This is a genomic window from Schaalia turicensis (assembly GCF_019380255.1).
GTDB lineage: Bacteria > Actinomycetota > Actinomycetes > Actinomycetales > Actinomycetaceae > Pauljensenia > Pauljensenia turicensis_A.
In genome coordinates, this window is record NZ_CP048928.1 from 1,087,608 (window position 1) to 1,111,263 (window position 23,656).

General features: G+C 56.6%; 22 protein-coding genes and 1 pseudogene. 8 read left to right on the forward strand and 15 right to left on the reverse strand.

What is annotated here, in order from left to right; all coding sequences use genetic code 11:
• Positions 1–27: 27 nt before the first annotated feature.
• Positions 28–1,014: a glycerate kinase gene (locus G5S47_RS04680; RefSeq protein ID WP_219585191.1), complete on the reverse strand. Its 987-nt coding sequence runs from the start codon at positions 1,012–1,014 to the stop codon at positions 28–30.
• Complete coding sequence (locus G5S47_RS04685) at positions 1,011–2,387, reverse strand: M20/M25/M40 family metallo-hydrolase (RefSeq protein WP_006681202.1); 1,377 nt, start codon at positions 2,385–2,387, stop codon at positions 1,011–1,013. Before G5S47_RS04685 ends, G5S47_RS04680 begins: the two co-directional genes overlap by 4 nt.
• Positions 2,388–2,488: 101 nt before the next feature.
• On the opposite strand from G5S47_RS04685, the gene G5S47_RS04690 reads away from it, so the two are divergent.
• Positions 2,489–3,082: a DUF3043 domain-containing protein gene (locus G5S47_RS04690; RefSeq protein ID WP_006681203.1), complete on the forward strand. Its 594-nt coding sequence runs from the start codon at positions 2,489–2,491 to the stop codon at positions 3,080–3,082.
• Positions 3,083–3,188: 106 nt separating this feature from the next.
• On the opposite strand, the gene G5S47_RS04695 is transcribed toward G5S47_RS04690, so the two are convergent.
• From G5S47_RS04695 to G5S47_RS04725, 7 genes are all read right to left on the reverse strand, one after another.
• Entirely contained in the window at positions 3,189–4,064 is an 876-nt protein-coding gene (locus G5S47_RS04695) for a TrmH family RNA methyltransferase (RefSeq protein ID WP_219585192.1), read from the reverse strand.
• Complete coding sequence (locus G5S47_RS04700; protein WP_006681205.1) at positions 4,061–5,119, reverse strand: quinone-dependent dihydroorotate dehydrogenase; 1,059 nt, start codon at positions 5,117–5,119, stop codon at positions 4,061–4,063. The genes G5S47_RS04695 and G5S47_RS04700 overlap by 4 nt, the downstream gene beginning before the upstream one ends.
• A gap of 18 nt (positions 5,120–5,137) precedes the next feature.
• A complete protein-coding gene (locus tag G5S47_RS04705; RefSeq protein WP_219585193.1) occupies positions 5,138–5,653 on the reverse strand; it encodes a hypothetical protein in 516 nt (171 codons plus the stop codon).
• Positions 5,654–6,045: 392 nt separating this feature from the next.
• Positions 6,046–6,207 (reverse strand): MetS family NSS transporter small subunit, encoded by a 162-nt coding sequence (locus tag G5S47_RS04710; RefSeq protein ID WP_006681207.1) that lies wholly within the window; start codon positions 6,205–6,207, stop codon positions 6,046–6,048.
• The gene (locus G5S47_RS04715) at positions 6,204–7,826 is read right to left on the reverse strand and encodes a sodium-dependent transporter (RefSeq protein ID WP_006681208.1); all 1,623 of its coding nucleotides are present in this window, start codon (positions 7,824–7,826) and stop codon (positions 6,204–6,206) included. Before G5S47_RS04715 ends, G5S47_RS04710 begins: the two co-directional genes overlap by 4 nt.
• A gap of 166 nt (positions 7,827–7,992) precedes the next feature.
• Positions 7,993–9,135 carry a UDP-galactopyranose mutase gene (glf, locus tag G5S47_RS04720; protein ID WP_219585194.1) on the reverse strand — a complete coding sequence of 381 codons (1,143 nt, stop codon included), beginning with the start codon at positions 9,133–9,135 and terminating at the stop codon, positions 7,993–7,995.
• 150 nt (positions 9,136–9,285) lie between these two features.
• A complete protein-coding gene (locus G5S47_RS04725; RefSeq protein WP_219585195.1) occupies positions 9,286–10,302 on the reverse strand; it encodes a glycosyltransferase in 1,017 nt (338 codons plus the stop codon).
• Positions 10,303–10,502: 200 nt separating this feature from the next.
• Here G5S47_RS04725 and G5S47_RS04730 point away from each other — a divergent pair, with 200 nt between their 5' ends.
• From G5S47_RS04730 to G5S47_RS04745, 4 genes are all read left to right on the forward strand, one after another.
• Entirely contained in the window at positions 10,503–11,447 is a 945-nt protein-coding gene (locus tag G5S47_RS04730; protein ID WP_006681211.1) for a ketopantoate reductase family protein, read from the forward strand.
• A 69-nt stretch (positions 11,448–11,516) separates the two neighbouring features.
• Positions 11,517–12,347 (forward strand): HAD family hydrolase, encoded by an 831-nt coding sequence (locus tag G5S47_RS04735; RefSeq protein WP_219585196.1) that lies wholly within the window; start codon positions 11,517–11,519, stop codon positions 12,345–12,347.
• Positions 12,348–12,516: 169 nt separating this feature from the next.
• The gene (locus G5S47_RS04740; RefSeq protein WP_006681213.1) at positions 12,517–12,747 is read left to right on the forward strand and encodes a PTS sugar transporter subunit IIB; all 231 of its coding nucleotides are present in this window, start codon (positions 12,517–12,519) and stop codon (positions 12,745–12,747) included.
• A 137-nt stretch (positions 12,748–12,884) separates the two neighbouring features.
• A complete protein-coding gene (locus G5S47_RS04745; protein ID WP_219585197.1) occupies positions 12,885–13,415 on the forward strand; it encodes a PTS sugar transporter subunit IIA in 531 nt (176 codons plus the stop codon).
• Positions 13,416–13,552: 137 nt separating this feature from the next.
• Here the strand turns inward: G5S47_RS04745 and malQ are convergent, their stop codons facing one another.
• Both malQ and G5S47_RS04755 read right to left on the reverse strand, forming a co-directional pair.
• Complete coding sequence (gene malQ, locus G5S47_RS04750) at positions 13,553–15,709, reverse strand: 4-alpha-glucanotransferase (RefSeq protein ID WP_219585198.1); 2,157 nt, start codon at positions 15,707–15,709, stop codon at positions 13,553–13,555.
• Positions 15,710–15,801: 92 nt separating this feature from the next.
• A complete protein-coding gene (locus G5S47_RS04755) occupies positions 15,802–16,056 on the reverse strand; it encodes a PTS sugar transporter subunit IIB (RefSeq protein WP_006681216.1) in 255 nt (84 codons plus the stop codon).
• Positions 16,057–16,276: 220 nt separating this feature from the next.
• On the opposite strand from G5S47_RS04755, the gene G5S47_RS04760 reads away from it, so the two are divergent.
• From G5S47_RS04760 to G5S47_RS04775, 3 genes are all read left to right on the forward strand, one after another.
• Positions 16,277–17,236 (forward strand): acyl-CoA thioesterase, encoded by a 960-nt coding sequence (locus G5S47_RS04760; RefSeq protein ID WP_219585199.1) that lies wholly within the window; start codon positions 16,277–16,279, stop codon positions 17,234–17,236.
• A 1,126-nt stretch (positions 17,237–18,362) separates the two neighbouring features.
• The gene (locus G5S47_RS04770) at positions 18,363–18,863 is read left to right on the forward strand and encodes an integrase core domain-containing protein (protein WP_179369731.1); all 501 of its coding nucleotides are present in this window, start codon (positions 18,363–18,365) and stop codon (positions 18,861–18,863) included.
• A 248-nt stretch (positions 18,864–19,111) separates the two neighbouring features.
• Positions 19,112–19,633 carry a methyltransferase family protein gene (locus G5S47_RS04775; RefSeq protein ID WP_006681220.1) on the forward strand — a complete coding sequence of 174 codons (522 nt, stop codon included), beginning with the start codon at positions 19,112–19,114 and terminating at the stop codon, positions 19,631–19,633.
• Here the strand turns inward: G5S47_RS04775 and G5S47_RS04780 are convergent.
• From G5S47_RS04780 to G5S47_RS04795, 4 genes and pseudogenes are all read right to left on the reverse strand, one after another.
• Positions 19,603–19,926: pseudogene (locus tag G5S47_RS04780) on the reverse strand (terminase TerL endonuclease subunit); the annotation flags it as partial. The gene G5S47_RS04775 and the pseudogene G5S47_RS04780 overlap by 31 nt on opposite strands.
• Positions 19,926–20,861, reverse strand: coding sequence for a nucleoside hydrolase (locus G5S47_RS04785; RefSeq protein ID WP_006681222.1), 936 nt, complete (start codon positions 20,859–20,861; stop codon positions 19,926–19,928). The gene G5S47_RS04785 and the pseudogene G5S47_RS04780, both read right to left, overlap by 1 nt.
• Positions 20,862–20,972: 111 nt before the next feature.
• Positions 20,973–22,655 (reverse strand): energy-dependent translational throttle protein EttA, encoded by a 1,683-nt coding sequence (ettA, locus tag G5S47_RS04790; RefSeq protein ID WP_006681223.1) that lies wholly within the window; start codon positions 22,653–22,655, stop codon positions 20,973–20,975.
• A gap of 141 nt (positions 22,656–22,796) precedes the next feature.
• Positions 22,797–23,525: a single-stranded DNA-binding protein gene (locus G5S47_RS04795; RefSeq protein WP_219585200.1), complete on the reverse strand. Its 729-nt coding sequence runs from the start codon at positions 23,523–23,525 to the stop codon at positions 22,797–22,799.
• Positions 23,526–23,656 lie beyond the last annotated feature (131 nt).

Below are 23,656 nucleotides of genomic sequence, written 5' to 3' on the forward strand. Positions count from 1 at the left end.
GACGCTACGGGTGAGAAAACTAACCGTCTATCGCGCCCACGTGCGCGCGATTCGTTCTCCAGCTTCACCCAGGGTGAGCGCCCCATCGGTAAGGAATTGCCCATGCAGACCCCACTGGGCACGTTCGTGCGCGGCAAGTGATGATTCGGCTGCGAGTGCCACGACCGGTAAAGCGTAAAGCCCCGCCACGTCCGTGATCACATCCAGTGATGCGTCAGCGAGCGACGGTGAATGTAAGCGCGGTTCGGCGACGATGACGAGGTTCGCATCTGCGAGCGCAGAATCAAGGTCGCAAATGGCACGCAAGAATTGGCCGGTGGGAACAATTCGTCCCCCCAGTGCACCGACAATCGCGCCGATTCCACCGGCTGCACCGGATCCGGGAGCCGTGCCCCAGTTGGTGGGAGCGGCCTCGTCCCCCGTGGGGGACGCCAAAAGGTTACGCTTCGCTTTCGTTGAAAGAACACGGGTCAGCATCGAAGTGAGCTGAAGGTTTTGCGATGTGCGCGCCTCAAGGTCGACGCCGAGCGCCAGCACGGATGACAGTCCCAGCAGTGGCCTCATCGACGAGGCCGCGACCACCACATCACGACCGGCGATTGTGGCGCGGGCAGTATCGAGCGCACGTCGCAGCCGGTCTTCAAGATCCGGACCATCGCTCAAATCGACGTTGGATAGGGCGCTCAAAAACCCGAATCCGCAGTCAACGTCAATCGAATGGGCGCCTTCAATAAGCGGGGTGAGCCCGCCGTCAAGGGCATCGAGCGTGCGCTGGCCCGCGTCGAACGTGGATTCTTCGTGGATGGGAACGACGATCGGTGCCCAGCCGGTGGCCTGCGCTTGCGCGAGTGCTTCGGTGAAGGCAACGCCAGCTCCAAAAGGAACAAGGCGAATATTCCAGTCGGGTTTGCGCGCGCTAAACCCGTCAGCGCAGGCATGTAAAGCAGCCAGCGTTGACGGGTATGCGGGGTCACCGCCGGTCCAGTGCCCGGCGATGACCAGTGTTGAACTCACAGTTGGGGCAGACGCGTCAGGAGCAGTGCTTCAGCAAGAATCGCTGCACGCAGGTCCGGGATCGACTGCGACTCGTCTTCGGAGTGCGCGTTCGTGAGCGGATCCTCAACGCCGGTCACGACCACCTGAGCGTGAGGGAACAGGCGCTGGAAGTCGGTGATGAACGGGATCGAGCCACCCACACCAATGTTTACAGACTTCACGCCCCACGCATCCGACAGGGCCTCGTGCAGAAGCTTCGTGACGGGTGAATCCATATCCGCTTGGTAGCCGTTTCCGGCTTCGTTGCGGGTGATCTCAAGGTGGGCGCCGAACGGTGCGTGCGACTCGAGGTGCTCGATAAGACGATCCATGGCCTCAACCGGATCCTTGCCCGGGACGACGCGCATCGACAGGCGGAAGCGAGTGTGCGGAGCTATCGTATTCGACGAGTTCGACACGGGGCACGCGTCAAAACCGATGACGGAAACGCTGGGCTTGGTCCACACGCGGGCGGCCAGATCGCCACTACCGGCAAGCTGAACGCCGTCAAGCAGGCCAGCCGCTGCGCGGAACTCATCTTCTGGCCAATCCACGTCAGCCTTATCGGAGCCACCAAGACCCTCGACAACCAGATCGCCCTTCTCGTCGTACAGGGACGAGATAAGCATGGCAGCGCAGGTCACCGAGTCCAGCATCGGGCCACCGAACATACCGGAGTGAACCGCGTGGTCAGCGACAGTCAGGTCGACGGTGCACACGGAGTTGCCACGCAGGGTCGAGGTGACGGCGGGCTCGCCGACCTTCCAGTTATCGGAGTCGGCGACGACGATGACGTCAGCCTTCAGCTTGTCCTTGTGGGTTTCAAGGAAGGTCGTAAACGACGGGGAACCGATTTCTTCTTCGCCTTCGATAAAGACAACAACATTCACCGGCAGGCGATCCTTCAACAGCGACATCGCACCGAAGTGAACGATGACGCCGGCACCGTCATCCGAGGTGCCTCGACCGTAGATGCGATCCCCGCGAACCTCGGCAACAAACGGGTCAGATGCCCAGCGGGACACATCGCCGGTCGGCTGAACATCGTGGTGGGCGTAAAGCAGAACCGTCGGTGCGCCCTCAACCTTCGGGCTGGTCGCCACGATGGCGGGCTTACCTTCCACGCCTTCGGGCGTGGTGACGCGAAGAACCTCGGCGTCAAAACCAAGCGATGCGAAGCGCTCACACACGTGTGCGGCGCTACGAGTCAGGTCTTCCTGGTGCGCAGGATCGGAAGAAACCGAAGGAATTGCAACCAAAGTCTTCAATTCATCAAGGAAAGAATCGAAGGAGGAATCGAGCAAAGAATTGAGTTCATCTCGCGACGGCGCGAGTGCAGATGTTTCAGACATGACTCTTACATTACTGGACGAAATGAGCCTTTGGCGCTTTCATCAGTTAGCCTGTGTACGTATTTCATGCACCCATCACTGGCATTCAAAGGGGATTACAGGTGTCCGAAGCCGAAAAGCAGAACGAAACGACCGGCAAGAAGGGACGTCCCACTCCGAAGAGGAAGGACGCTCAGGCGCGTAATTCTCACCCGCTGGTTCCCGCTGATCGTAAGGAAGCAAAGCGTCAGGCACGTGCCCAGCGCGATGCGCAGTTCAAGCGTGAGCAGATGGCATTGGAGACCGGCGACGAACGCTACCTGCCCGTCCGAGACAAGGGTCGCGTGCGTCGTTTCATCCGCGATTACGTCGATGCACGCTGGTCGTTCTCTGAGTTCCTTCTTCCCGTGATGGTGATCTTCCTGATCGCGATGATGGGGGTTTCCCTGATCCGTTCGCTTCCAGCTAACGTCACAAGCATCATGATGATCTCGGTGACTGTCGCGCTCTACGGCCTATTCCTGATCTCAATCATCGAAGGCGTTGTTGTGTGGCGCACGCTGAAGCGTCGCATCGGCGAGCGCTACCCGAACGATCAGATTGCAGCGCGTTCGTGGTACTACTGCTTCTCGCGCATGATCATGGCTCGCCGTTGGCGTAGCCCTCGTCCGCAGGTTGCGCGTGGTGAATTCCCGGGTAAAAAGAAGATCAAGTAACCCGGTTACTTCCGCTTAAAAGTCGAGGTCACGCCCGCTGGCCTCGACTTTTTAGTATCGCTTCTGCCACTTCGCCGATTGCGTATGGTGGTTCCTCGTTCGTGTTTTACGAGGCCGCCTGGCCGACATGGCGAGTTGCCCAGAATACGACTGCGGAGGCTGCTGCGACGTTCAGCGAGTCGACTCCCCCAGCCATTGGAATACGCACAACGGTGTCGGCGTTCGCGATAGTGCGCGGTTTCAATCCGTCGCCTTCTGTTCCCATGACCATCGCGATCTTGGCGTCTGGCACGGTGCAGGCATCGGATTCAACAAACTCGTCCAAGCTGACTGAGTCGTCAGACAGTGCGAGTGCTGCAACGTGGAAGCCAGCATCGTGCAGTTCATCCATTGCGGGCCACTTTTCCATGCGAGTCCACGGCACTTGAAAGACCGTGCCCATTGAGACTCGAACCGATCGCCGATAGAGCGGGTCAGCGCAACTGGGCGTCACCAGAACGGCATCGACGCCAAGAGCGGCCGCGGACCGGAAAGCTGCACCGACATTCGTGTGATCAACGAGGTCTTCAAGAATGACGATGCGACGTGCTGGCTCACCGTTACGGGCAGTTTTCAAAAGATCACTGACTGACTCCAAGACCGGGCGTTGCATCGCTGCCAATGCGCCTCGATGCAGATGAAAACCGGTGATGGTTTCTAAAAGAGCCTCGTCCGCCATGAAAATCGGGATGTCTGCCCCGTCGGGCGACCCCGTTGCCTTCTCGATCAGCGGAGCAAGATCACTCATCCATTTTTCAGCCATAAGGAATGACCGCGGATGATGACCGATTTCTAGGGCACGCATAATCACGTTCGTTGACTCTGCCATGTAGAGTCCGCGTTCGGGTTCAAGAGCGGCACGAAGCTTGACGTCTTTCAGCTTCGTGTAATCGGCCAGACGAGGATCTTGGTCAAGATCAGCCGATTGAAGAGGAATAATCACGGACGCACCTTCGCCAATTCCCTGTTCACTTCACCCGGCCATGATGGCCCCTCGTAGATGAACGCGGTGAAGGCTTCGACAAGATCGGCACCTGCACTCAGCATGGCGCGCGCATCGTTCGAAGTGAAGATTCCGCCGGCTCCGATCAGGATCTGCTCATCATCGAGGTTCGAGGCAACAAGGCGTACAACGTCCAGGGCACGCTCACGCAATGGAGCTCCGGATACACCACCATCACCCAGATCGTGGTTGATGGTCGTGTTCGTGGCGACTACACCAGCCACACCCAGTTCGCGCGTGAGCGCACAGATGTCGACGATATCTTCATCAGCCAGATCGGGAGCAATCTTGACGAACAGAGGAATCGGACGGTCCGTGGCTTCCTCGCAACCTTTTCGGGCTGCCTGCAGGATCAGACGAAGCGAATCAACGGATTGAAGATCGCGAAGCCCCGGAGTGTTCGGAGAAGACACATTGACGATCACAAAATCAACCCACGGTGAAAGCTTGCGAGCGCAGTATTCGTAATCTGCCGGGGCCTCTTCGGCGGGAGTTACCTTGTTTTTCCCAATATTGGCACCAACAATCGCGTTGCGACCCGCTTTTGTTGAACGCAGTTTCTTCAAGCGCTCACCCGCAGCATCGGCACCTTCGTTGTTGAATCCCATGCGATTACGAAGACCCTGAGATTCCATCAGACGCCACAAGCGAGGTCCCTCATTGCCAGGTTGACCCTTCGGGGTGATCGTACCGACCTCGACGAATCCGAAGCCCAAAGCAGTCAGTCCAAGAACCGCACACGCATCTTTGTCCATTCCTGCTGCAAGACCCAGGCGGTGACGTACAAGACGCCTGCCAATGTAAACCTTGCGTCGCTCTGGAAGCGAATCAACATCGATATCGTCAAAGTGACCGATCGTCGCTCGCATTAAACCGCGAGTAAGTGCACACTTTCCTGCATGTTCAATGGCAGTAATACCCAAATGATGAGCCATCTCAGGATCGATGCGATAAATGAACGTTTTAAACAACCACGAGTACGTCTGACGGATCATGCCTTAAGCCTATGTGTTTCAGTCCCACCATATCCACCACCCATTTCGTGATTGAAAATCGGTGGGGACTAAGAGAAATTCATCAGGATCCCCTTGAGCGCTGGTCAGCCCGTATTTTTCACGAAGAATCGGCCAACATAACGCCAACGAACGTGCATATGGAGCCTGCGCAGAGCAGTCGGGTGTGGAAGGAAGATAGATTCCATCAATGCTGATCCGTTCGTCAAAACGAGGTGCACACACAACGTATCCGCTCAAATAGACTCCCCGATTGTTCGCGCACGCTTTCAATAGGTCACACACCTGTGGTCCGGAGTTTTGTGATTCTTCCAGGTTTGCTTTGGGAAGCAGGGACAGAAGCTCACCAGCAACGTGGGATCCGATCATGTCAAAACGTGCAAAATCATCGCTCAAAGCGGGAAGACACATATAGGGCGATAACAGTTCATAGAGCCCCGTTTCGTGAACCCAATGGCGTGGACCGTACAGTCCCTCATAGCCCGACATTGGTTGAAGAGTATTCAGCGTCATCATGCAATCCTTTCTTCGTTGAAAACGACTGCTTTTACTGAACGCCGAACCGGCTGAGGGCGCATCTTCATTCCCTCGCTTCTGTGGATAAGTGCCCCTTCATTACTTTTGTGGATAACTCCCCAGGACTGACCAATACGACAACGCCATCGGCTACACCCCCACATACCAAGACGGATCCCTAGATATCCGCACAGGCTGGGCAGGCCGCTCAAGCACCTCGACACGCCCGGGAAAAGACACACAACTCGGGCATCAGCCCCCGGGTATTAATCCAAAAATCGGGTGGAATGCACTATGGAATGCAATAAAGGCAGTGGCCGGTGATGAACAGTCATCACCGGCCACCGCCGTCGATCAAGCCAAGCGCCACGCAAGGCACTTCCACGGCTTCATCATTCGCTTGTTGTCGAGCCCTTCGGGTCTAGCGACTGAGCTGGAGCCTCGGCCTCGTCCCCGGGAACTGAAAGGGTGCGGAGAAGCACGACGGAGGCAACAAGGCCACCCCACACAAGAAGGATCGTCACAAGGAACATGACGGTTGCAGCTGCGCTCACGATGCACCTCCTTCACGGGTTACCTCAGCGGTTTCGGCGCCGGAAACGGTCGCATTAACCAAAGCGTCTTCGTCTTCTTCGACAAGGTGAGCAACCGTAGCTGCATCGACGCTGTGATGACTCCAGGGCAAAAGCGTCAGGATTACAGACACGATGATCGCGAACGCAACCGAGCCCCAACCAAAGATCAGGACGAAGCTGGTCTTGTAGCCACCGTAGCCTTCCTGGATGTAGCCGACGATCGCAGAGAAGAGCATGAAGATCAGCACTGCGGGGATAATGACGCCGACCAGCGCTTCCCAGGCCTTCGGCACCTTGACGCTGGACACTGAGTTCAGATGTGTGCGCAGGCCCTTCAAACGCGGAGCGAAGAGCGCTACCAAGATTGCCATCGAAACAGCGGTCGACACGACGCCGATGTTGTTGATGAAGGTATCGACGATATCCAGGTTGTTCAGACCCGAGCGGGTACCGAACAGAGACAGGGAGATAATCATTGCGGGAACGCCGAGGACCATGGAGGCCTTAACCGGCGAGAAACCGAACTTATCCTGCAGCCCGCCGGATACAACCTGAAGGAGCGACAGTAGCGAGGTAATACCGGCAAGCACCAAGGAAGCGAAGAACAAGACCCCGAACAACGAACCACCGGGCATCATCGAAACGATCTGCGGGAAAGTCACGAAGGACAAGATCGGGCCAGTCAGGCCTTCCAGTTCATTCACGCCCACACCCTGCGATGCTGCCATGAAACCAAGAGCAGAGAAGACGCCGATACCGGCGAGGATTTCGAACGAGGAGTTCGCGAAACCTGCGACCAGAGCGGTGCCGGTCAGGTTCGTCTTCGGCTTCAGGTAGGACGCATACGTCAACATGATGCCGAAGCCCACGGACAGCGAGTAGAAGACCTGTGAGAAGGCTGCGAGCCACACGTGCGGGTCGGACAACTGTCCCCACTGCGGAGTGAAGAATGCGTTCAGACCATCGATCGCGCCATTGAGGAAGATTGCGCGAAAAACCATGACCAGGAACAGGACAACCAGCAACGGAAGGAAGACCTTGTTTGCTGCTTCAACGCCCTTGGACAGGCCACGGCCGATGATCAGAAGGACGAACATCCACACGAGTGCCAGCGGGATCATGATGGCTGCAACGGGGCTCCATGAGAAGGTTTCACCATCAACGGTCTGCAGGAAGTCATTCAGGAAGAAACCCTGAGGATCATCGCCCCACGATTGGTTCACCGAGTAGATCATGTACTGAACGCCCCATGCGATCACGGCACCGTAGTACACCATAATCACGAAGCAAACCAGAACCTGGAACCAGCCGATGAACTCGCCACCGGCTTTCAAGCGACGCAGCGCCCACGGCGGTGAACCACGGAACTTGTGGCCAAGCGAGTAGTCGAGCCACAGCATCGGAATACCGACTGCGATCAGCGCGACAAGGTAAGGAACAAGGAAGGCGCCACCGCCGTTTGCGTAGGCGACACCGGGGAAACGCCAGATATTTCCCAGACCGATTGCGGAGCCGATCGCGGCAAGGAGGAAGCCGGTCTGACCGGTCCAGGTATCCTTGCGTTCCGGCTGCTCGGCCGTAGGTGTTTGAGTTGACATGGGTACTCCCTATAGACAGGATTTCCATTCAATGTAACGGCCACGCATAAAGTGCCGGCAAAATGTCCACCAGATAGACACCTAGGCGCACATTGGTCGCTTAAACGTTTGACAGGATCTTCGTCGCCTTCGCCTCAGGGCTGAAGTCGGACTTGGCGTACACGCCTTACCAGCGCGAAACAACCTCATCAAAACGGGTCAAAGCCGACGCAATCGCCATATGCATATCGAGGTACTGATACGAGCCAAGTCGCCCGCCAAACAGAACCTTATCCTCCTGCGTCGCAAGCTCGCGGTAGGTAGCCAGAGTCTGCCTGTCGGTCGGCGCTGAAACCGGGTAGTACGGCTCGTCATCAATAGTGGCGAAGCGCGAGAACTCGCGCATAATCACTGTATTCGTCGCACCCGTCCGGTCACGTTCAGGATGCAGGTGAGCAAACTCGTGGATGCGCGTGTAGGCAACGGTTTCATCGGCGTAATTCATCACCGAACACCCCTGGTAGTCAGCGGTATTGACGACTTCGGTCTCAAAATCCAGGGTTCGCCACTTCAGCTCGCCTGCCTGGTAATTGAAGTAGCGATCAATTGCACCCGTGTACACAACACCGGTTTGACCAACCGTGCGATCTTTGGAGAATTCGTGTGAATCATCGAAGAAATCGGTGTTTGTCTTCACTGTGATGCGTGGATGATCAGCCAGCCGGGCCAGCCATGCTCCGTAGCCGTCGACGGGAAGTCCCTCGTAGGTGTCGCGGAAATAGTGGTTGTCGTAGGTAAAACGAACGGGAAGACGCGAAATGATTGCAGGATCCAGATCCTTCGGATCCATCTGCCACTGCTTCGCGGTGTATCCCTTAATAAAGGCCTCGTAGAGCGGGCGACCGATCAGGCTGATCGCCTTTTCTTCCAGATTCTCAGGAGTTTTACCACCGAGCTCTGACGCCTGCTCTTCCACAAGCGCTCGAGCAGCGTCTGGCCCGTAGGCCGCATTGAAGAACTGATTGATCGTCCCTAGGTTGATCGGCATCGGGTAAACAACGCCCTGATGGTTTGTGTAGACGCGATGCTGGTAATCGTTGAACGCCGTAAAGCGATTGACGTAGTCCCAGACGCGTTCATTTGACGTGTGAAACAGGTGCGTCCCGTATCGGTGCACTTCAACACCTGTTTCAGGATCAACTGATGACCATGCGTTGCCACCGATGTGCTCACGGCGTTCGATGACAGTCACGTTCATACCGCGAAGTTCGGCTGCCTGACGCGCAAGCGTGAGTCCGAAGAACCCGGAGCCAACAACGACAAGATCCATACAACCGGTCCTTTCACACAGGCAAGAGCACGTGTGTCAACCGCGCACGCCCACAATGCAGATTCCCCCCAGTTTAGTGGCAAGAACGCAGTCTTCCGGCCAACAGCACGTTGTCAGAGCACAAAGAACGACCAGAACGGGTAAGCCCGGTCAGTTAAAGCCAATGAGCGCTCGGACAATCCCATAGCCTTTTCGCAGAACCCATTCATTCTTCATGCGAATCACTCGCCCCAGAAGATCGGACTCAACACGTTTGGCCGCGACGGGATTTACTTCTTCAAGGTCCTTCCACAGCTGGTCTTTCATCGCCAGGTGCTCGTCAGTTCCCGACAGAACAGCCATGATTGTGCAGACCACGCAGTTAATGCGCAGGTAGTGGATCATGTAGTTATAGAGGTTGGCCGGAACCGTGTCCGGGTCCGGAATAGCCTTCACCATCTCACGATTGACGCGCATCAGTTGATCCAAGCGCGAAATCATCACGGGCTCGTTGACCGACTGGTCGTCGCGACCAATGAAGTAGCGGTACAGGTCGACGTCAAGGTAGCGGATCGTGCGAATCAGCGGGAACGGTGTGTGGGAGTAAATGAAGTCAACGTAAAACGTGTGCTCGGGCATGACCAGACCGGACTGACGGACAAGTTCGGTGCGCATGGTCAGCGAGTGCATCATCAGGTACTGCGTGTAACGGCACTTGCGAACCTCTTCCCAGCCGATTGTGCGTCCCTGTGGCAGGACGTTGCGGTAGCGGACAACCAGCTTGTGCGCTTTGCCCTGCTTTTCGTAGACGTAGTTAGTGACCAGAAGATCCAGTTCACGCCCGTTCGCACGTTCTTCACGAAGAACGTCAAGCACCTTGTTCATTGCCGCGCGATCAACCCAGTCGTCAGAATCGACGACACGAACGTGTGTGCCCGTGGCAGCTTTCAAACCGGCATTGACTGCGCCACCATGGCCTTTATTTTCCTGGTGGATAGCCCGCACGCAGGTCGGATACTTTGAAGCCCACTGATCAGCAAGCGCACCGGTGTTGTCTTTTGAGCCGTCGTTGACGATCAATACTTCCACTTCATCGTTGTAGTCAACGAGGGTCGCAAGCGCCCGATCCAGATAGTCCTGCGAGTTGTACGAGGGAACGATGACAGACAGCAACGGCTGGGCGGACATGAGCTTTCCTTGATCGATGTCAGGCGGGTATGCATTAAGCATAGTCGTTGAAGCGTTACGCATATCGCGCCCCCTATCAGACGCAGGCGCCTGGGAAGAGATGCGTGGCCTCGTGCATAAATCACCATTGCCGAGTGTTAACAGTTGAGAATTTTTCGCAAACCGGTGACGCGCACCCGCAAACGTGCCACTATCGAAGCATGAAGATCGCAATTATTGGTTCCGGCGGCGTGGGCGGCTACCACGCAGGTGCTCTCATGGATGCGGGCGCCGAGGTTCATATCGTCACCACTCCCCGTCACGTCGCAGCAATCAGCGACAGGGGCTTGATCGTGCACACCGAATCCAGTTCGCGCACCTACCACCCCGCATCGGTGACCACCGACGGCACGGGCGTAGGCGTCTGCGACCTGGTGATGATCACCGTCAAGCTCACTCACTTCGAAGAACCGCTGGAAAACTGCCAGCAGATGATCGGCCCGGACACGCTGGTCCTGACCTTCCAGAACGGTGTCGTTGCGCCCGACATGGTGGCAAAACGCTTCGGAGCAGAGCACGCACTACCGTGCGTCACCTTCATCGTTGCCTTCATCGACGGCCCGGGCGAGGTCCGTCAGATCGGCGCCCGACCAAAGATGCTCATCGGCAGTGCACCAATTGGCTTGGACGGAACGTACCCGATCCTCGAAGAATTCAAGGACGCACTGCTTGCCAACGGCGTTGATGCGCACATGTCCCCCACGATCGCACACGACCTCTGGTACAAGTACGCGGTCATCTGCACCATGGGTGGCGTGAACGTTCTGGCAAACGCGACCGTCGGCGAAATACGCTCCTTCGACGAAACCCACGCTCTCTGGACAAAGTCCGTGAAAGAGGTCCAGTCGGTCGCGCGCGCCAGCGGCGTTGATTTGACCAACGAGGACTGCGAAAAGATCGTCGGCGAGCTGGATAGCTACCCGGAAGCCTCGACCTCGTCGATGCAACGCGACCTGATTGCAGGAAAACTGTCAGAACTGGAGTACCTGAACGGAGCTCTTGTGGCGAAAGCTGACGCTGCCGGAATTGATGTTCCGTTACAGCGCCTGATTGTGACCATCGCGCGCTTGCATGCCAAGCGTGGTCGCGTTGGTCTAGCTTCCTAGCCCTCCTGCACTCTTACTTCACACGGTCGTTCGAGCATCGCGTCTGAGCGACCGGATATCCTAAGGACCATGACGTCTGCTTCCTCTTCAGCCCAGTTAATCTTCCTTGACCTTGACGGAACCCTGATCGGCAAAGACCAAACGGTCCCCGAATCCGCCCGTCAAGCGTGCGAGCAAGCCGTCGAAGGCGGCCACACCCTGTTCATGTGCACGGGTCGTTCGATCCCGGAAATCTACCCCTACCTGTGGGATTTCGGTTTTTCAGGGTGCGTTGCGGGAGCGGGAAGCTACGTGCGCGTCGGCCAGGAAGTCCTGCTGGACGAACGCGTTGACCCCGCGCTGATCGAACCGATCACCGATGTGTGGCGTCAGCTTGACGGAATGTGGATCTGGCAGGGGTCGGACGCCATGCACCCCTCCGAGGGATTCATGGAGATGTTCCTTGAAACCGCCGGAATGAAGCCCCAGGATTGGGCTCCCTACGCCGAGTCCATCGCCCCCTATCTTGGCGAGGGTCTTCCGAAGTCATCAGCGAAGTGCACGGCGTACATCCCAGCAGGTAACACGACCTACCAGCAGGTTCGCTCCCTTATCCCCGACTCGATGGACGTCACCCCCGGCTCCGTTCCCGCAGGTAATACTCTGGTTTTTGAGGTGACTCCGAAGGGAATCTCGAAGGGCACTGGCATTCAGCTGGCTGCTCGCCATCTTGGTTTCGACATCGCTCACACCATCGCCATCGGCGATTCCATGAATGACCTTGAAGCACTGCAGGTGGCTGGAAGGTCAGTCGCAATGGGCGGAGCCGACCCCGTAATCGTCGCAGCCGCAACGTTCGAAACCGCCACCTTGGAAGAAGACGGTTTGGCCCGCGCCTTCGAAAAGTTGGCGCTGATCTAGTGGTCGCAGCCTCGTCCTTTCTGCATTTCACCCAAGGGACGAAGCCGCGCTCACCACGTGAGCATTTTCCCCACTTAATGCGCAATGAACAGAGCACATTCATCCAAAGCACGCTAAACTAAACTAAATGTGACATAGACCCTATTTGCGACGTTTTGAGGAGGCCCACATGAGTCAGGCAGCAGACATCCTTTCAGCCCTCGGTGGCTGGGACAACATTAAGACGATCGAAGCGTGCATCACTCGTATCCGCGCAGAGGTCACGGATGAAGACAAGATCGACGAAAAAGCCCTCTCTGACGCGGGCGCATTCGGTGTTGTCACCGTCGCAAACTCGGTGCAGGTCGTCATGGGCCCCGAAACCGAAACCATCGTCGAGGAAATCGAAAAGCTCAAGTGACCCACGCGATTATCGAAGCTGGCATCATCGCAACAATGATTGCGGTTCACTGCGCACAGTTCGTTCCTTCTTTGGCGCGAACCCGCACCACGCGGTGACCGCGCACCTCATTCGTTGAAGATCACGCATCTACTTCCATGACGTTCACGATCTACGCACCACTTTCCGGCACGGTCGAAGCTCTTTCCGCCGTGCCGGATCCTGTGTTTTCTCAAGAGATTATTGGGCCTGGTTTCGCTATTGTGCCCGAGAGCGAAGGCGCGGGTGCAACCATTGATGTTGCTGACGTGGGTGCGAGCACGAGCGATGCTGGCGCGAGTGCTGACTCGCTCTCTATCGCGAACGCTCCAATTTCGGGGACAGTTCATTCGCTTCACCCGCACGCTTTTGCGATCAAGCATCGGTCGGGCACAGGAATCTTGGTTCACCTTGGTATCGATACAGTGAACTTGAAGGGTGAAGGGTTCACCGTCCACGCTTCTAAGGGCGATGCGGTGAAAGCCGGCTCACCTTTAATCACGTGGGACCGTAGCATTGCGCGCCGTGCTGGCCTTGCCGTGATTGTTCCCGTCATCGCTCTGCGCCCCGATGTGTCCATGAAATTGCTGGTCAAGCCGGGGACTTTCGTTCGAGCCGGGGTTGCAATCGCCGACTGCTGGGAGCTCTAGCACTTTTCCGGTGGCACCACCTACACCTCACGCGACACAACCACGCCCTCAGACACTAAACCGTCGCATCAGGTGTAGCCCGTGCACGCAAACCGGTCACTCTCTCAAAACCAGCCAGCGAAAACCCAACCAGTCCCCTACTTTCGAGCGCGCACCGATGCCGTAAGAACGGTGAACAGGGAGTTCAAACGCTCATTGGCCGGAAGGTCGTCAATGTAAACCTCAACACCGTCAGCATCACAGAGCGGAACACGCCAGTTCGGATATTCCTTGTCAGTGCCGGGAAGATTCTGCGGGCGCCTGTCCCCCACCGCATCCACCAACGATGCCACGACCAGCTGAGATGAGGTCTGCGCAACATACGCATGCAAGGCTTCAACGATCTCACGCTCTGACGGGGATGCGGATTCAAGCAACCCGTATTCACGAAGTCGAGCCAACACCTGTTCACGTTCAAGACGATCAGCGGCTCGCACGGATTCGACATCCTCGACCAGCAGACCAAGCTCGTCACGCAAAGTGGTCTGCACACCAGCCAAGTATCCGGCAGTCGGTGGCAGGTCGTGCGTGTTCACTGCGGCAAGGCACGCGGTGCGATACGAGCCGGGGTGAAGTGGCCATCCGCCACCATCCTTCTCGAACCAGAGGATCGAGGTCCCTAGGATGCCTCGCGAACTCAGGTAGTCGCGGACCCACGGTTCAACGGTTCCGAGGTCTTCACCAATGACAACTGCTCCGGCGCGTTGCGCTTCTAGGAGCACGGTTCCGACCATGGCCTCGTGATCGTAGTACACGTAGGTGCCGTTTCCGGCACCCATGCCCGCTGGGATCCACCAGAGGCGGAAGAGGCCGAGGATGTGGTCGATACGGATGGCTCCCGCGTTGGCGAGGGCTGCGCGGACCATGTCGCGGATCGGCTTGTAGCCGGCCTGTGCCAGGGCTCGTGGCGACCATGGCGGTTCCGACCAGTCCTGTCCCTGCTGGGAGTACATGTCTGGCGGAGCACCAACAGTCATACCTTGGGCGAACACGTGGCGGTTGGACCAGGTTTCGGATCCGTGTGAGTGAACACCGACGGCAAGGTCAGCCATGATGCCGATGTCCATACCGACGTCGGTTGCGACGCGTTGCGCGTCTTGCATCTGCTGGGAGACGATCCACTGGCACCATTCCCAGAATTCGATGCGGTCTGCCAGTTCAAGGCGGGCGCGGTCAGCGGACGGTGATGTTGAGGATGCGATCTCGTCGGGCAGGATGCAGGATTCGTTTGCTTCTGTCAGGGCACTCCAGAGTGCGAAGTTCGCCAGATCGCGTCCACCTTCTTCGACGAAGTGGGTGAATTGCGAGGTTCGGTGGTACGAGCGTGGAATCTGGTAGATCAGTTCGAGAGCTTTACGTTTGGCTTCCCACGTGCGATCTCGGTCGACCAGCGCATCCGCGGTATCGGTAGCGTTCGTGGCTAGGCGGAGTTCTTCGATGGATCGACGAACGTCAGGTGATGCGTCGGCGAATTCGTCGATTGCTTCGGGGCGGATGTAGATGGGGTTCAGCCAACGGCGCGAAACCGGTAGGTACGGTGAGTTTTCCATCGGCGTGATCGGGCTGGACGCATGGATGGGGTTGATGAGCAGGAAGTCTGCTCCCCTGTCGGCGCATACTGACGCGAGATCGGCGAGGTCTTCAGCGTCACCCAATCCCCACGAGCGTGCCGAACGCGTTGAGTACAGCTGTGCAGATACGCCCCAGCGTCGCTTGGAGTCAGCGAGCGGGCCGTTGTCAATGTGGTTGGGCGCTACAAGCAAGGTTGCGGAGTGGACTTCTCCGCCTTCAAGCGTTGCGACGATCCGGTGCCAGCCCGGTGCCAGGTGGTCGGGTGTTTCAAAAGTTGCGCGGCCGATCAGCGCGTCACCGATTTGGCGCGGGGCGATGTAGCGGTCGAGTTGCGTGCAGTCGCCGGATGTTCCGTCTTCGCTGATCCAGGTGACGTGCACCCAGTTGCCGTGGGGGACGTGGACGGGGAAATCACGGTGTTGTCCTTGGCGTGCCACGATCGTTGGTGGCAGTGTGGCAAGCCAGAATCGGTCTTCTGTTTCCGTCAGCGCGTGGTGGATATCTCCGACCGTTGAGTCGGCGTCAACGTTGACGCCGAGTGCTTTGAGGACAGCGAGCAGAGAGTCAGCTGAAACGAATTTTTGTTGTCCGTACCAGTCCCAGAAGAAGGTTGCGACACCGTTTTTGTCGGCGAGGGCTCGTAGCGTGTCAATATCGGACGCTGCTGGCGCACTCCAGTCCACGTGTGACTCCTTTGGTTGCGGGCGTACAGCCAAGTCTATGCGTCAGTCTTGCCCTTGGAAACCGTTGGCCGGCAAAGTGGACGCGACTCTGGTTACGCTTCGTTGGCAGTGTCCCTTTTGACAACGGTTGCCATTTTTTCGGCGATGTCGTCAGATTCTGTGCCTGCGATGATTTGGACGATGTTACCGGATCGGACGACTGCTAGGACGAACGGCATGCGGAGTGCGTCTTCGTTGACGTTTGCTTGGTTGCCTACTTCGACTCGGATGCGGAGGGAGCATGGTTCGATGTCGATGATGTTGGAAGATCCGCCGAGGGCATCAACCAACGCGAGAGCCGATTCCATCCCGCTCCTTCCTTCCAAGGCATAGTCCTGTTGCGATCCGCGTCACATGGTAGCCCTTTAAACGTACGATCGCAATCACTCAACACGATCGGGCTAGTGTTTTTTGGCTGTTTTTTGCAGTTTTTCTACGTTGTCTAGTGTTGACAGTAGGCGGCTTTCTGCGCCTAGGGTGGGTGGATTGTGCGGTGGCGTGCGCGAGGTTTCAGGTGAAAATAGATACATGACTCGTCCCATTGATGTTCCGCTGATTTCTACTGAGCCTGTTGCTTCTGTATTAAGGATTTTGACTTTGGAGGAGTCTGGTCACGATCGTTTTGTTGGCCATTCGTTGCCTCAGGTGAGGCGTGTTTATGGTGGCCAGGTTGTGGCGCAGGCGTTGGTTGCTGCCGCTGCGACGATGGATGAGGGGCGTCTTCCTCATTCATTCCACACGTATTTCATGCGTGGTGGCGACCCGTCGATACCGTTTGAACTTGAGGTTCAACGTCTTCGCGATGGGCGTTCGTTTTCTTCGCGTCGGGTTGTGTGTCGCCAGGGTGAGAAAGAGATTCTGGCGTTGCAGGCGTCGTACGAAAAGAACGAGGCCGGCTTGGCTTTCACGTCTGACTCCCCTGCCGTGACGCCGCCGGAAGAGCTTTCGAGTGCTTTGGAGATTTTTCGGGCGATGGATCATCCGGTTGGGCGTTTTTTGGGGAAAACAACGGCATTTGATGTGCGCCATGTTCAGCAGTCGCTGTATACGAAGTCGGATGAGTCGTTGGCCAGTCGCCAGCAGTTATGGATGAAGCCTCGTGCCGAGGTACCTGCTGAGGCGAGCCAGCATGTTCATCGCGCTTTGTTGGCGTATGTGATTGATCAGGTGATGTTGGAGCCTGCGATGCGTGCGTTGGGGTTGTCTTGGATGACTCCTGGCATGTCGGCTGCGTCGTTGGATCATGCGATGTGGTTCCACCGCGATGTGGATATTAATGAATGGTTGTTGTTCGATGGGACGTGTTCAAATGTGAATTCGTCGCGTACGTTGGTTCGTTATCAGGTGTTTACGCGTAATGGGACGCTGGTCGCTGAGGCTGAACAGCAGGGGATGTTGCGCGTTCCTGGGAATGGGCAGGCTGGTTCTGGGCGCTGGGGTTTCGGTGTGGATCCAAAGACCGGTCAGTTGCGTGCTGGTATGGCGTAGTTGTGTTGGCGTAGGTGCGGGACGGTTTGGCGTTGTGGAACGCAAACAACCTCAGTTGCCGCAGCTATAGGTAGTGCGGAGTCACCGCTGGCAACTCTGCACTACCTATTGGGGATCGAGTGAGGCTCAGTCTTCGTAGCAACGCTTGCCTCCACGGGCGAGTACTTCATGCCCTCCTCCAACACGGCGATCTTGTTGCCGTTTCTCGAAACCCGAAGCTCGTCATCTCGGGGTTAGTTTCATCATGCAACAGCCGGTATAAGGGGTGTTCGAGAGCTTTTCCTTGTCGCCACCGTCCTTGTAACGGTATACGTGCAGTGGTAGTGGAGTGTCCTTGGTTTTTGGGTCCAGGTGACTTGAGTGTTGTCCATTGATGTCCCGCCACTAGGTGGGGAGAATGGAGCAATGGTGAAAAAGTTCAGTAAGCACACGCCCGAACAAATTGTTCGTAAGCTCAACAAATCACGGGAGTTGAGGGAATCAGGATTGGCGACGGCTCAGATCCTCACAGATCCCAGCACTCACTAAGAACTACTCGATTCAATTGTGCTGAGAGGGTGGTGAAAGACTCATCGAAGTGAGTGCGTCCGGCGTTGACCCGGATCTCGTTCTCGAACGAGTAGCCCCACAGAGTGCAGACTAGGGTATCAAGAGACCTCCGAGAAGAACTCTCGTGTCCGAACCCAAAGTTCATGCGTTGGGCGCCCTATCGTGACTACCGAATACTCACACAGACGGATCAACTAATTTGGCTGCCGCAGGTCTCTGGTTAGCGCGATCCTGGCCAAGCCCAGTCATCAGACATTCCTTGTAGACGAGTCGCAGTCTACGGTACCTAGAAGAAGAATCCCTGGCGCGCCGCCTTGCCACGATCAATATCTCGTTGAACTTTCATCAAAGCTTCACGCTCTTCGGGCGGAGCTTCATGCATTCTCTTGTCAATTCTCCTTCGCAGAGAGAAATGCCACCAAATGGCAAATCCAACTAGCACGAGAACCGCGAGCACAATCCATTCAGCGATAGTCATATTTTAGTATCTCACAAGGTTCCCCCTCCCCCGCACAGCAAGGATTCGGCGTTGAAGCATCCCGGGTTTTGTTCCGAGGTTTTTGTGAGAGGATTTCGCATGCCAAGGAACTATATAAAAGTTTTTGGGGAGCGGGATGTCAGGCTTGTTGAGGATCGTCTGCGGGATAATCTGGGAGTGTCTGAAACCCGCGAACACGTCGCTTTCATAGTTGCTAGGAAGCTTGATGCTGCTTCGGTGATTGAACTGCTCGACCTTGCCTGCCTCGAGCATGGTGGACGTCCCAGGGTGATCCGGATGGATAACGGCCCCGAATTCATCTCTCACGCACTGCAAGAGTGGGCAACTGAGGATGGGACATTCCAAGCGTTTATCCCGCCCGGTCAGCCATGGCATAACGGGTTCGTTGAATCGTTCCACAACCGGATGAGAGACGAGCTGTTAGAGGACAACAGTATCGAGAACCTGGAGCACGCTCGCCTGCTCGTAAATCTGTGGTCACGGCGTTACAATGACTTCCATCCGCATTCCTCGCTGGGCTACCTCAGCCCACGACAATATGCGGAACAATGGAGACAAGAAAACACGGTCAACGCTTAAACCACGTGGACCTAAGCCTTAGGCCACTCCAGTAGCCCGGCTATCGCCTCAGCCAAGATCCGTACGTAGCCATAGACAGCAGTCATCTGCATCGCGAAACGTTCTGTCACCAGACGCCCAGCAGATGTCGGCCCAAATAGAAACGAATAGAACGGCGTTATATGGTGGTTTTTAGCTTCGCACGCTTTGGGACGTAGCCAGTTTTTAGACCCATATAAGTTCCTTCCTGGATATGCGAAAATATCTCTATGAACACGGCCGGCACTTCGCATCTTCCCGTGCTAGGGGTAGGGCCTATCTATGTATCGGCTATTTTCGCGCTCACGGTCACGGCGAGCATTCTCAGCTATTTAGGTCTCGCATCAAACGGCGCTATCGCTAACGCGTGGATACGAATACTCATGATTGCAGCAGGCCTGCTCGTGATTGCGGAGGCCGTAATTGTGTGGTGTGCGGCGGTCTTTGGCTCTCACATGGTCCAAAGTGTCAAGACCGGCAAGCTCATGACCAGTGGGATTTACGCATGGGTGCGCCACCCCGTTTACGCAGCCTTTTTGCTGTTGAACTGCGGTCTCTTGCTCGTGCAAGCAAACTGGTGGCTGCTAGCCCTACCAGTGATTTATTGGGTAGGCCTGAGCGTCTTGATGAAACACACCGAAGAGCGCTGGCTAGAAAACAAATTCGGTGACGAATACACCCGCTATGCCACCCGCGTTAACCGCATCCTTCCCTGGCCACCTCATAGCACCAAAAGTCCCCGCAAATCATAAACTGAGCTCGCCTCTGGGGTGTTGCCGCATCTTATTGCCCGATTTAAGGCCATGATGGTAGCGACGACTCCATCGATCTTCTCGGCGGATTTTTGTTTGTCGGGTTTGATGTTTCCTGCTGGGTCAGTACGCACATGAATGTTATCGACCATCCAAGCCAGCACTGGGTGCCCGCCATGGGTTAGCTTGCCCTCTAAGGCAAGTTTCATGAGTTCCTTCGACGGTGGGGACATGTCTTTGAAGCCTTGCCCAAACGGCACCACCGTGAAACCAGCATCCTCAAGGCGGGCACTCAGTAAAACCTCACCAGCTGTTGAACCAAGCGCCCTGCAAGCTCGTCTTCAAGTTCGAATACGGCGCGGACGTTGCCCGACGGGTCGAGGCGTTCGATTGTTTGGCCTCGTCCTTCACCATCGGTGGTATCGACGCTGACTCGCATCTGTTCGCTCCGCTTGGCACTCGACATTCTGCTGGCGAGCGCCACTGTCATCGGATCGTGGAGCGCGCATGAACGCCGACCGAAGACGTCCGTGTAGAAGTCGAAGTACAGGTTGAGGATCTCGCCGAGCGCGCTGACGAAGGGGTGCGAGTGTTCCAGTAGCGCTCGTCGATGTTCTTCGAACATCGGGTATTGCATCGTCACATCAAGAGGAACCAAGGTAATCGGCCATTTGGCATCAAAGACCCGCTGCGCCGCTTCGGGATCGTTCGCGATATTGGCCTCTGCGACAGGCGAAACATTTCCGGGCACGCGTAGTGCGCCACCCATGATGACAAGCTCTTTCACGAGCTGTGGCAACGCCGGCTCCAATTCAATCGCGTGCGCAAGGTTCGTCAGCGGTCCGACAGCAATAACAACGAGGCTACCCGTATACTCGCTCGCGAGATCGATCAGAAGCTCGGCCGCACTCCTCGTATCAGCGGCTTGGGTCGACGCGGGAAGTTCGACGTTGCCAACGCCATTTTCCCCATGGATATGGGGCACTCCCCCGTCATAAGGGTGGGTAAGGAAGTCGTGTGCACCAGTCGCGACTGGTATCCCCGATCGTCCCGCTAAAGCAAGAAGATCAAGCGTGTTTCGCGTTGCCTGTTCGGCATCAGTATTCCCAGAAACGCACCCAACGCCGACAAGCTTCAGGCTGGGGTTGGCAAGACAGAGGGCCAATGCCAGCGCATCATCGATTCCCGTATCGCAGTCCAAGAACACTGGTGTTTGAGTTGGGATCATTTGTCTTTCCTTGCCTCTTACGTTCCCCTAACGGGCCCCTGATGTGACCACGATATAACGAAGTGGAGCGTAGCCAATCGGCTACGCTCCACTTCCTGGGCTCTACGATTCTCAGTCGCGCGTCAGCTTACGGTGCGTGACGCGATGCGGGTTCGCCGCATCCTGACCAAGGCGTTCGATCTTGTTCTTCTCATAGGACTCGAAGTTTCCCTCGTACCAGTACCACTGAGCCGGATCCTCTTCGGTACCTTCCCACGCAAGAATGTGAGTGGCCACGCGGTCGAGGAACCAACGGTCGTGGGTGACGACCACGGCGCAACCGGGGAACTGCAGAAGAGCATTTTCCAGTGAGCCGAGGGTTTCGACGTCCAAGTCGTTGGTCGGCTCGTCAAGGAGCAACAGGTTACCGCCCTGCTTGAGCGTCAGTGCCAGGTTCAGGCGGTTGCGCTCACCACCGGACAGAACACCAGCAGGCTTCTGCTGATCCGGCCCTTTGAAGCCAAACGCGGACACGTAGGCGCGTGACGGCATTTCAACGTTTCCGACCTGGATGTAGTCGAGTCCGTCAGAGACGACCTCCCAGAGGGTCTTATCCGGATCGATGCCTGCGCGAGTCTGGTCAACGTAAGAGATCTTGACGGTTTCACCGATATTCAGTTCGCCACCGTCAAGAGGCTCCAGGCCAACGATGGTCTTGAACAGGGTCGTCTTACCAACACCATTCGGGCCAATGACGCCGACAATGCCGTTACGCGGCAGGGAGAACGACAGTCCATCGATCAGCGTGCGATCGCCGAAGCCCTTTTGTAGGTTGGTTGCTTCGATGACGATTGAGCCCAAGCGCGGGCCTGGCGGAATCTGAATTTCTTCGAAGTCGAGCTTACGAGTGCGCTCCGCTTCGGCAGCCATTTCCTCGTAGCGTTCCAGACGAGCCTTCGACTTCGCCTGACGGCCCTTCGGGTTCGAACGAACCCATTCAAGTTCCTCCTTCAGGCGCTTGGCAAGCTTCGCGTCCTTCTGTCCTTGAACCTGCAGACGCTTTTCCTTCGTCTCCAGGTAGGTCGAGTAGTTGCCCTCGTACGGGTAGAGGTGCCCACGGTCAACTTCAGCGATCCAGCCTGCAACGTGGTCAAGGAAGTAACGGTCGTGGGTAACCGCGATAACGGCACCAGCGTAGGTGGACAGGTGCTTTTCCAGCCAGAGCACGGACTCGGCATCCAGGTGGTTCGTCGGTTCGTCAAGCAGTAGCAGATCGGGAGCCTCGATCAGCAGGCGACACAGTGCTACGCGACGACGCTCGCCACCGGACAGGACGTTGACGGGCTGGTCTGCCGGCGGGCAACGCAACGCGTCCATTGCCTGCTCAAGTTGGGAATCAATATCCCAAGCGTTCGTAGCATCGAGTGCGTCCTGGAGCTTGCCCATTTCTTCCATCAGAGCATCGAAATCCGCATCCGGATTCGCCATCTCTTCAGAAATCTTGTTGAAACGATCGAGCTTCGCAAACGTATCTGCCGCACCCATACGAACGTTCTCAATCACGGTCTTCGTATCATCAAGCTTCGGTTCCTGCTCAAGGATGCCGACGCTGTAACCCGGGGTCAGGCGAGCTTCGCCATTACTCGGTTCGTCAAGGCCTGCCATAATCTTCAAGATCGAGGACTTACCGGCACCGTTCGGACCGACCATACCGATCTTCGCGCCCGGGAAGAACGACATAGACACGTCATCGAGGATTACCTTATCCCCGTGCGCCTTACGCGCTTTAATCATCTGGTAGATGTACTCAGCCACTGGTCTCCATCCAACATGTGGGTGTGCATGACAGTAAAACTGTCCGTTTATCCCCTCCATGCTAAGCCACACCCACGCTGAACCCCACACGACTGCTGAGAATTACAGCGTGGGCGTGACCACGTCCACGACCTCGCGAGCTTATTTATCCTCTGGGCACTTGTCCTTGGGATAAGTGAAGTTCCCTTTCGTCTTCACCTTCGCCTGATCAACACGTCGATTCTTCCCCACCGTTGTCTTCAGAGTCGACGATTGCTCTTGTCCGCACGACCCATCGCAGGCTTCATCGCCACATTCTGGGCCTGTCAATGGTGCGGTATCACCTTCGCTTTCCTCACCAATAGCGTTCAACGCAGTTAAAGGAGAGTCTTCAAAACTTGCTCCCAAAGGGTCAGAGACCCCACCCCCGGAGCGCATCCTCACGTTGGCCCCAGAAACGTCAGACGTTGAAGTAAGCGTGGCCACGGCCTCGTCCCTCGAAGAAAGAACAGAACCGCCCTCTGAAGGCGAAGGCATATTCTTGGTCCATGTACTCCTTCCGCTGGTCAAGTCATGCCCGATCGCTTGAGCGTTAATGACCACTTCAGAGCGAATATTTCCGTCAGAATCCTTCCACGCATTCGCGCGAGGGCGCCCCGTCACAATCACGGGCTCGCCCTTCGCCAATGAATGCAGGGCATTATCGGCAAGCCGATCCCACGCATGAACCGAATACCACTGAGTACGCCCCTGCGTCAGAACCCCGTCAGCAGACGCGAACCAGTGTGTGACCGCCAAGCGGAAACGGATCGTCACGTGGTTGTTCGCAGTCTTCGATACACGCAAGTCTGTGCCAATACGGCCTCGCAAAGTAATCGTCGTGTCGCTCATCAGTGTCTCCTTCATCCTCGCTATTGAGCTGACACGATGAGCTTGAAACTCAATTGGCGAGGGCGCTCATACATCCCTCGCCAATTGTGGATAAGTGGCACATGAGCGAAATTGTGGATAACTCCTATCCG

Coding starts and splice junctions, on each gene's coding strand:
- G5S47_RS04795 (WP_219585200.1), bottom strand. CDS start 23,525: ATGAGCGACACGACGATTACTTTGCGAGGCCGTATTGGCACAGACTTG.
- G5S47_RS04760 (WP_219585199.1), top strand. CDS start 16,277: ATGACTCGTCCCATTGATGTTCCGCTGATTTCTACTGAGCCTGTTGCT.
- G5S47_RS04740 (WP_006681213.1), top strand. CDS start 12,517: ATGAGTCAGGCAGCAGACATCCTTTCAGCCCTCGGTGGCTGGGACAAC.
- G5S47_RS04745 (WP_219585197.1), top strand. CDS start 12,885: ATGACGTTCACGATCTACGCACCACTTTCCGGCACGGTCGAAGCTCTT.
- G5S47_RS04770 (WP_179369731.1), top strand. CDS start 18,363: ATGCCAAGGAACTATATAAAAGTTTTTGGGGAGCGGGATGTCAGGCTT.
- G5S47_RS04705 (WP_219585193.1), bottom strand. CDS start 5,653: ATGATGACGCTGAATACTCTTCAACCAATGTCGGGCTATGAGGGACTG.
- G5S47_RS04700 (WP_006681205.1), bottom strand. CDS start 5,119: ATGATCCGTCAGACGTACTCGTGGTTGTTTAAAACGTTCATTTATCGC.
- G5S47_RS04685 (WP_006681202.1), bottom strand. CDS start 2,387: ATGTCTGAAACATCTGCACTCGCGCCGTCGCGAGATGAACTCAATTCT.
- G5S47_RS04715 (WP_006681208.1), bottom strand. CDS start 7,826: ATGTCAACTCAAACACCTACGGCCGAGCAGCCGGAACGCAAGGATACC.
- G5S47_RS04725 (WP_219585195.1), bottom strand. CDS start 10,302: ATGTCCGCCCAGCCGTTGCTGTCTGTCATCGTTCCCTCGTACAACTCG.
- G5S47_RS04735 (WP_219585196.1), top strand. CDS start 11,517: ATGACGTCTGCTTCCTCTTCAGCCCAGTTAATCTTCCTTGACCTTGAC.
- G5S47_RS04755 (WP_006681216.1), bottom strand. CDS start 16,056: ATGGAATCGGCTCTCGCGTTGGTTGATGCCCTCGGCGGATCTTCCAAC.
- G5S47_RS04785 (WP_006681222.1), bottom strand. CDS start 20,861: ATGATCCCAACTCAAACACCAGTGTTCTTGGACTGCGATACGGGAATC.
- G5S47_RS04730 (WP_006681211.1), top strand. CDS start 10,503: ATGAAGATCGCAATTATTGGTTCCGGCGGCGTGGGCGGCTACCACGCA.
- glf (WP_219585194.1), bottom strand. CDS start 9,135: ATGGATCTTGTCGTTGTTGGCTCCGGGTTCTTCGGACTCACGCTTGCG.
- G5S47_RS04775 (WP_006681220.1), top strand. CDS start 19,112: ATGAACACGGCCGGCACTTCGCATCTTCCCGTGCTAGGGGTAGGGCCT.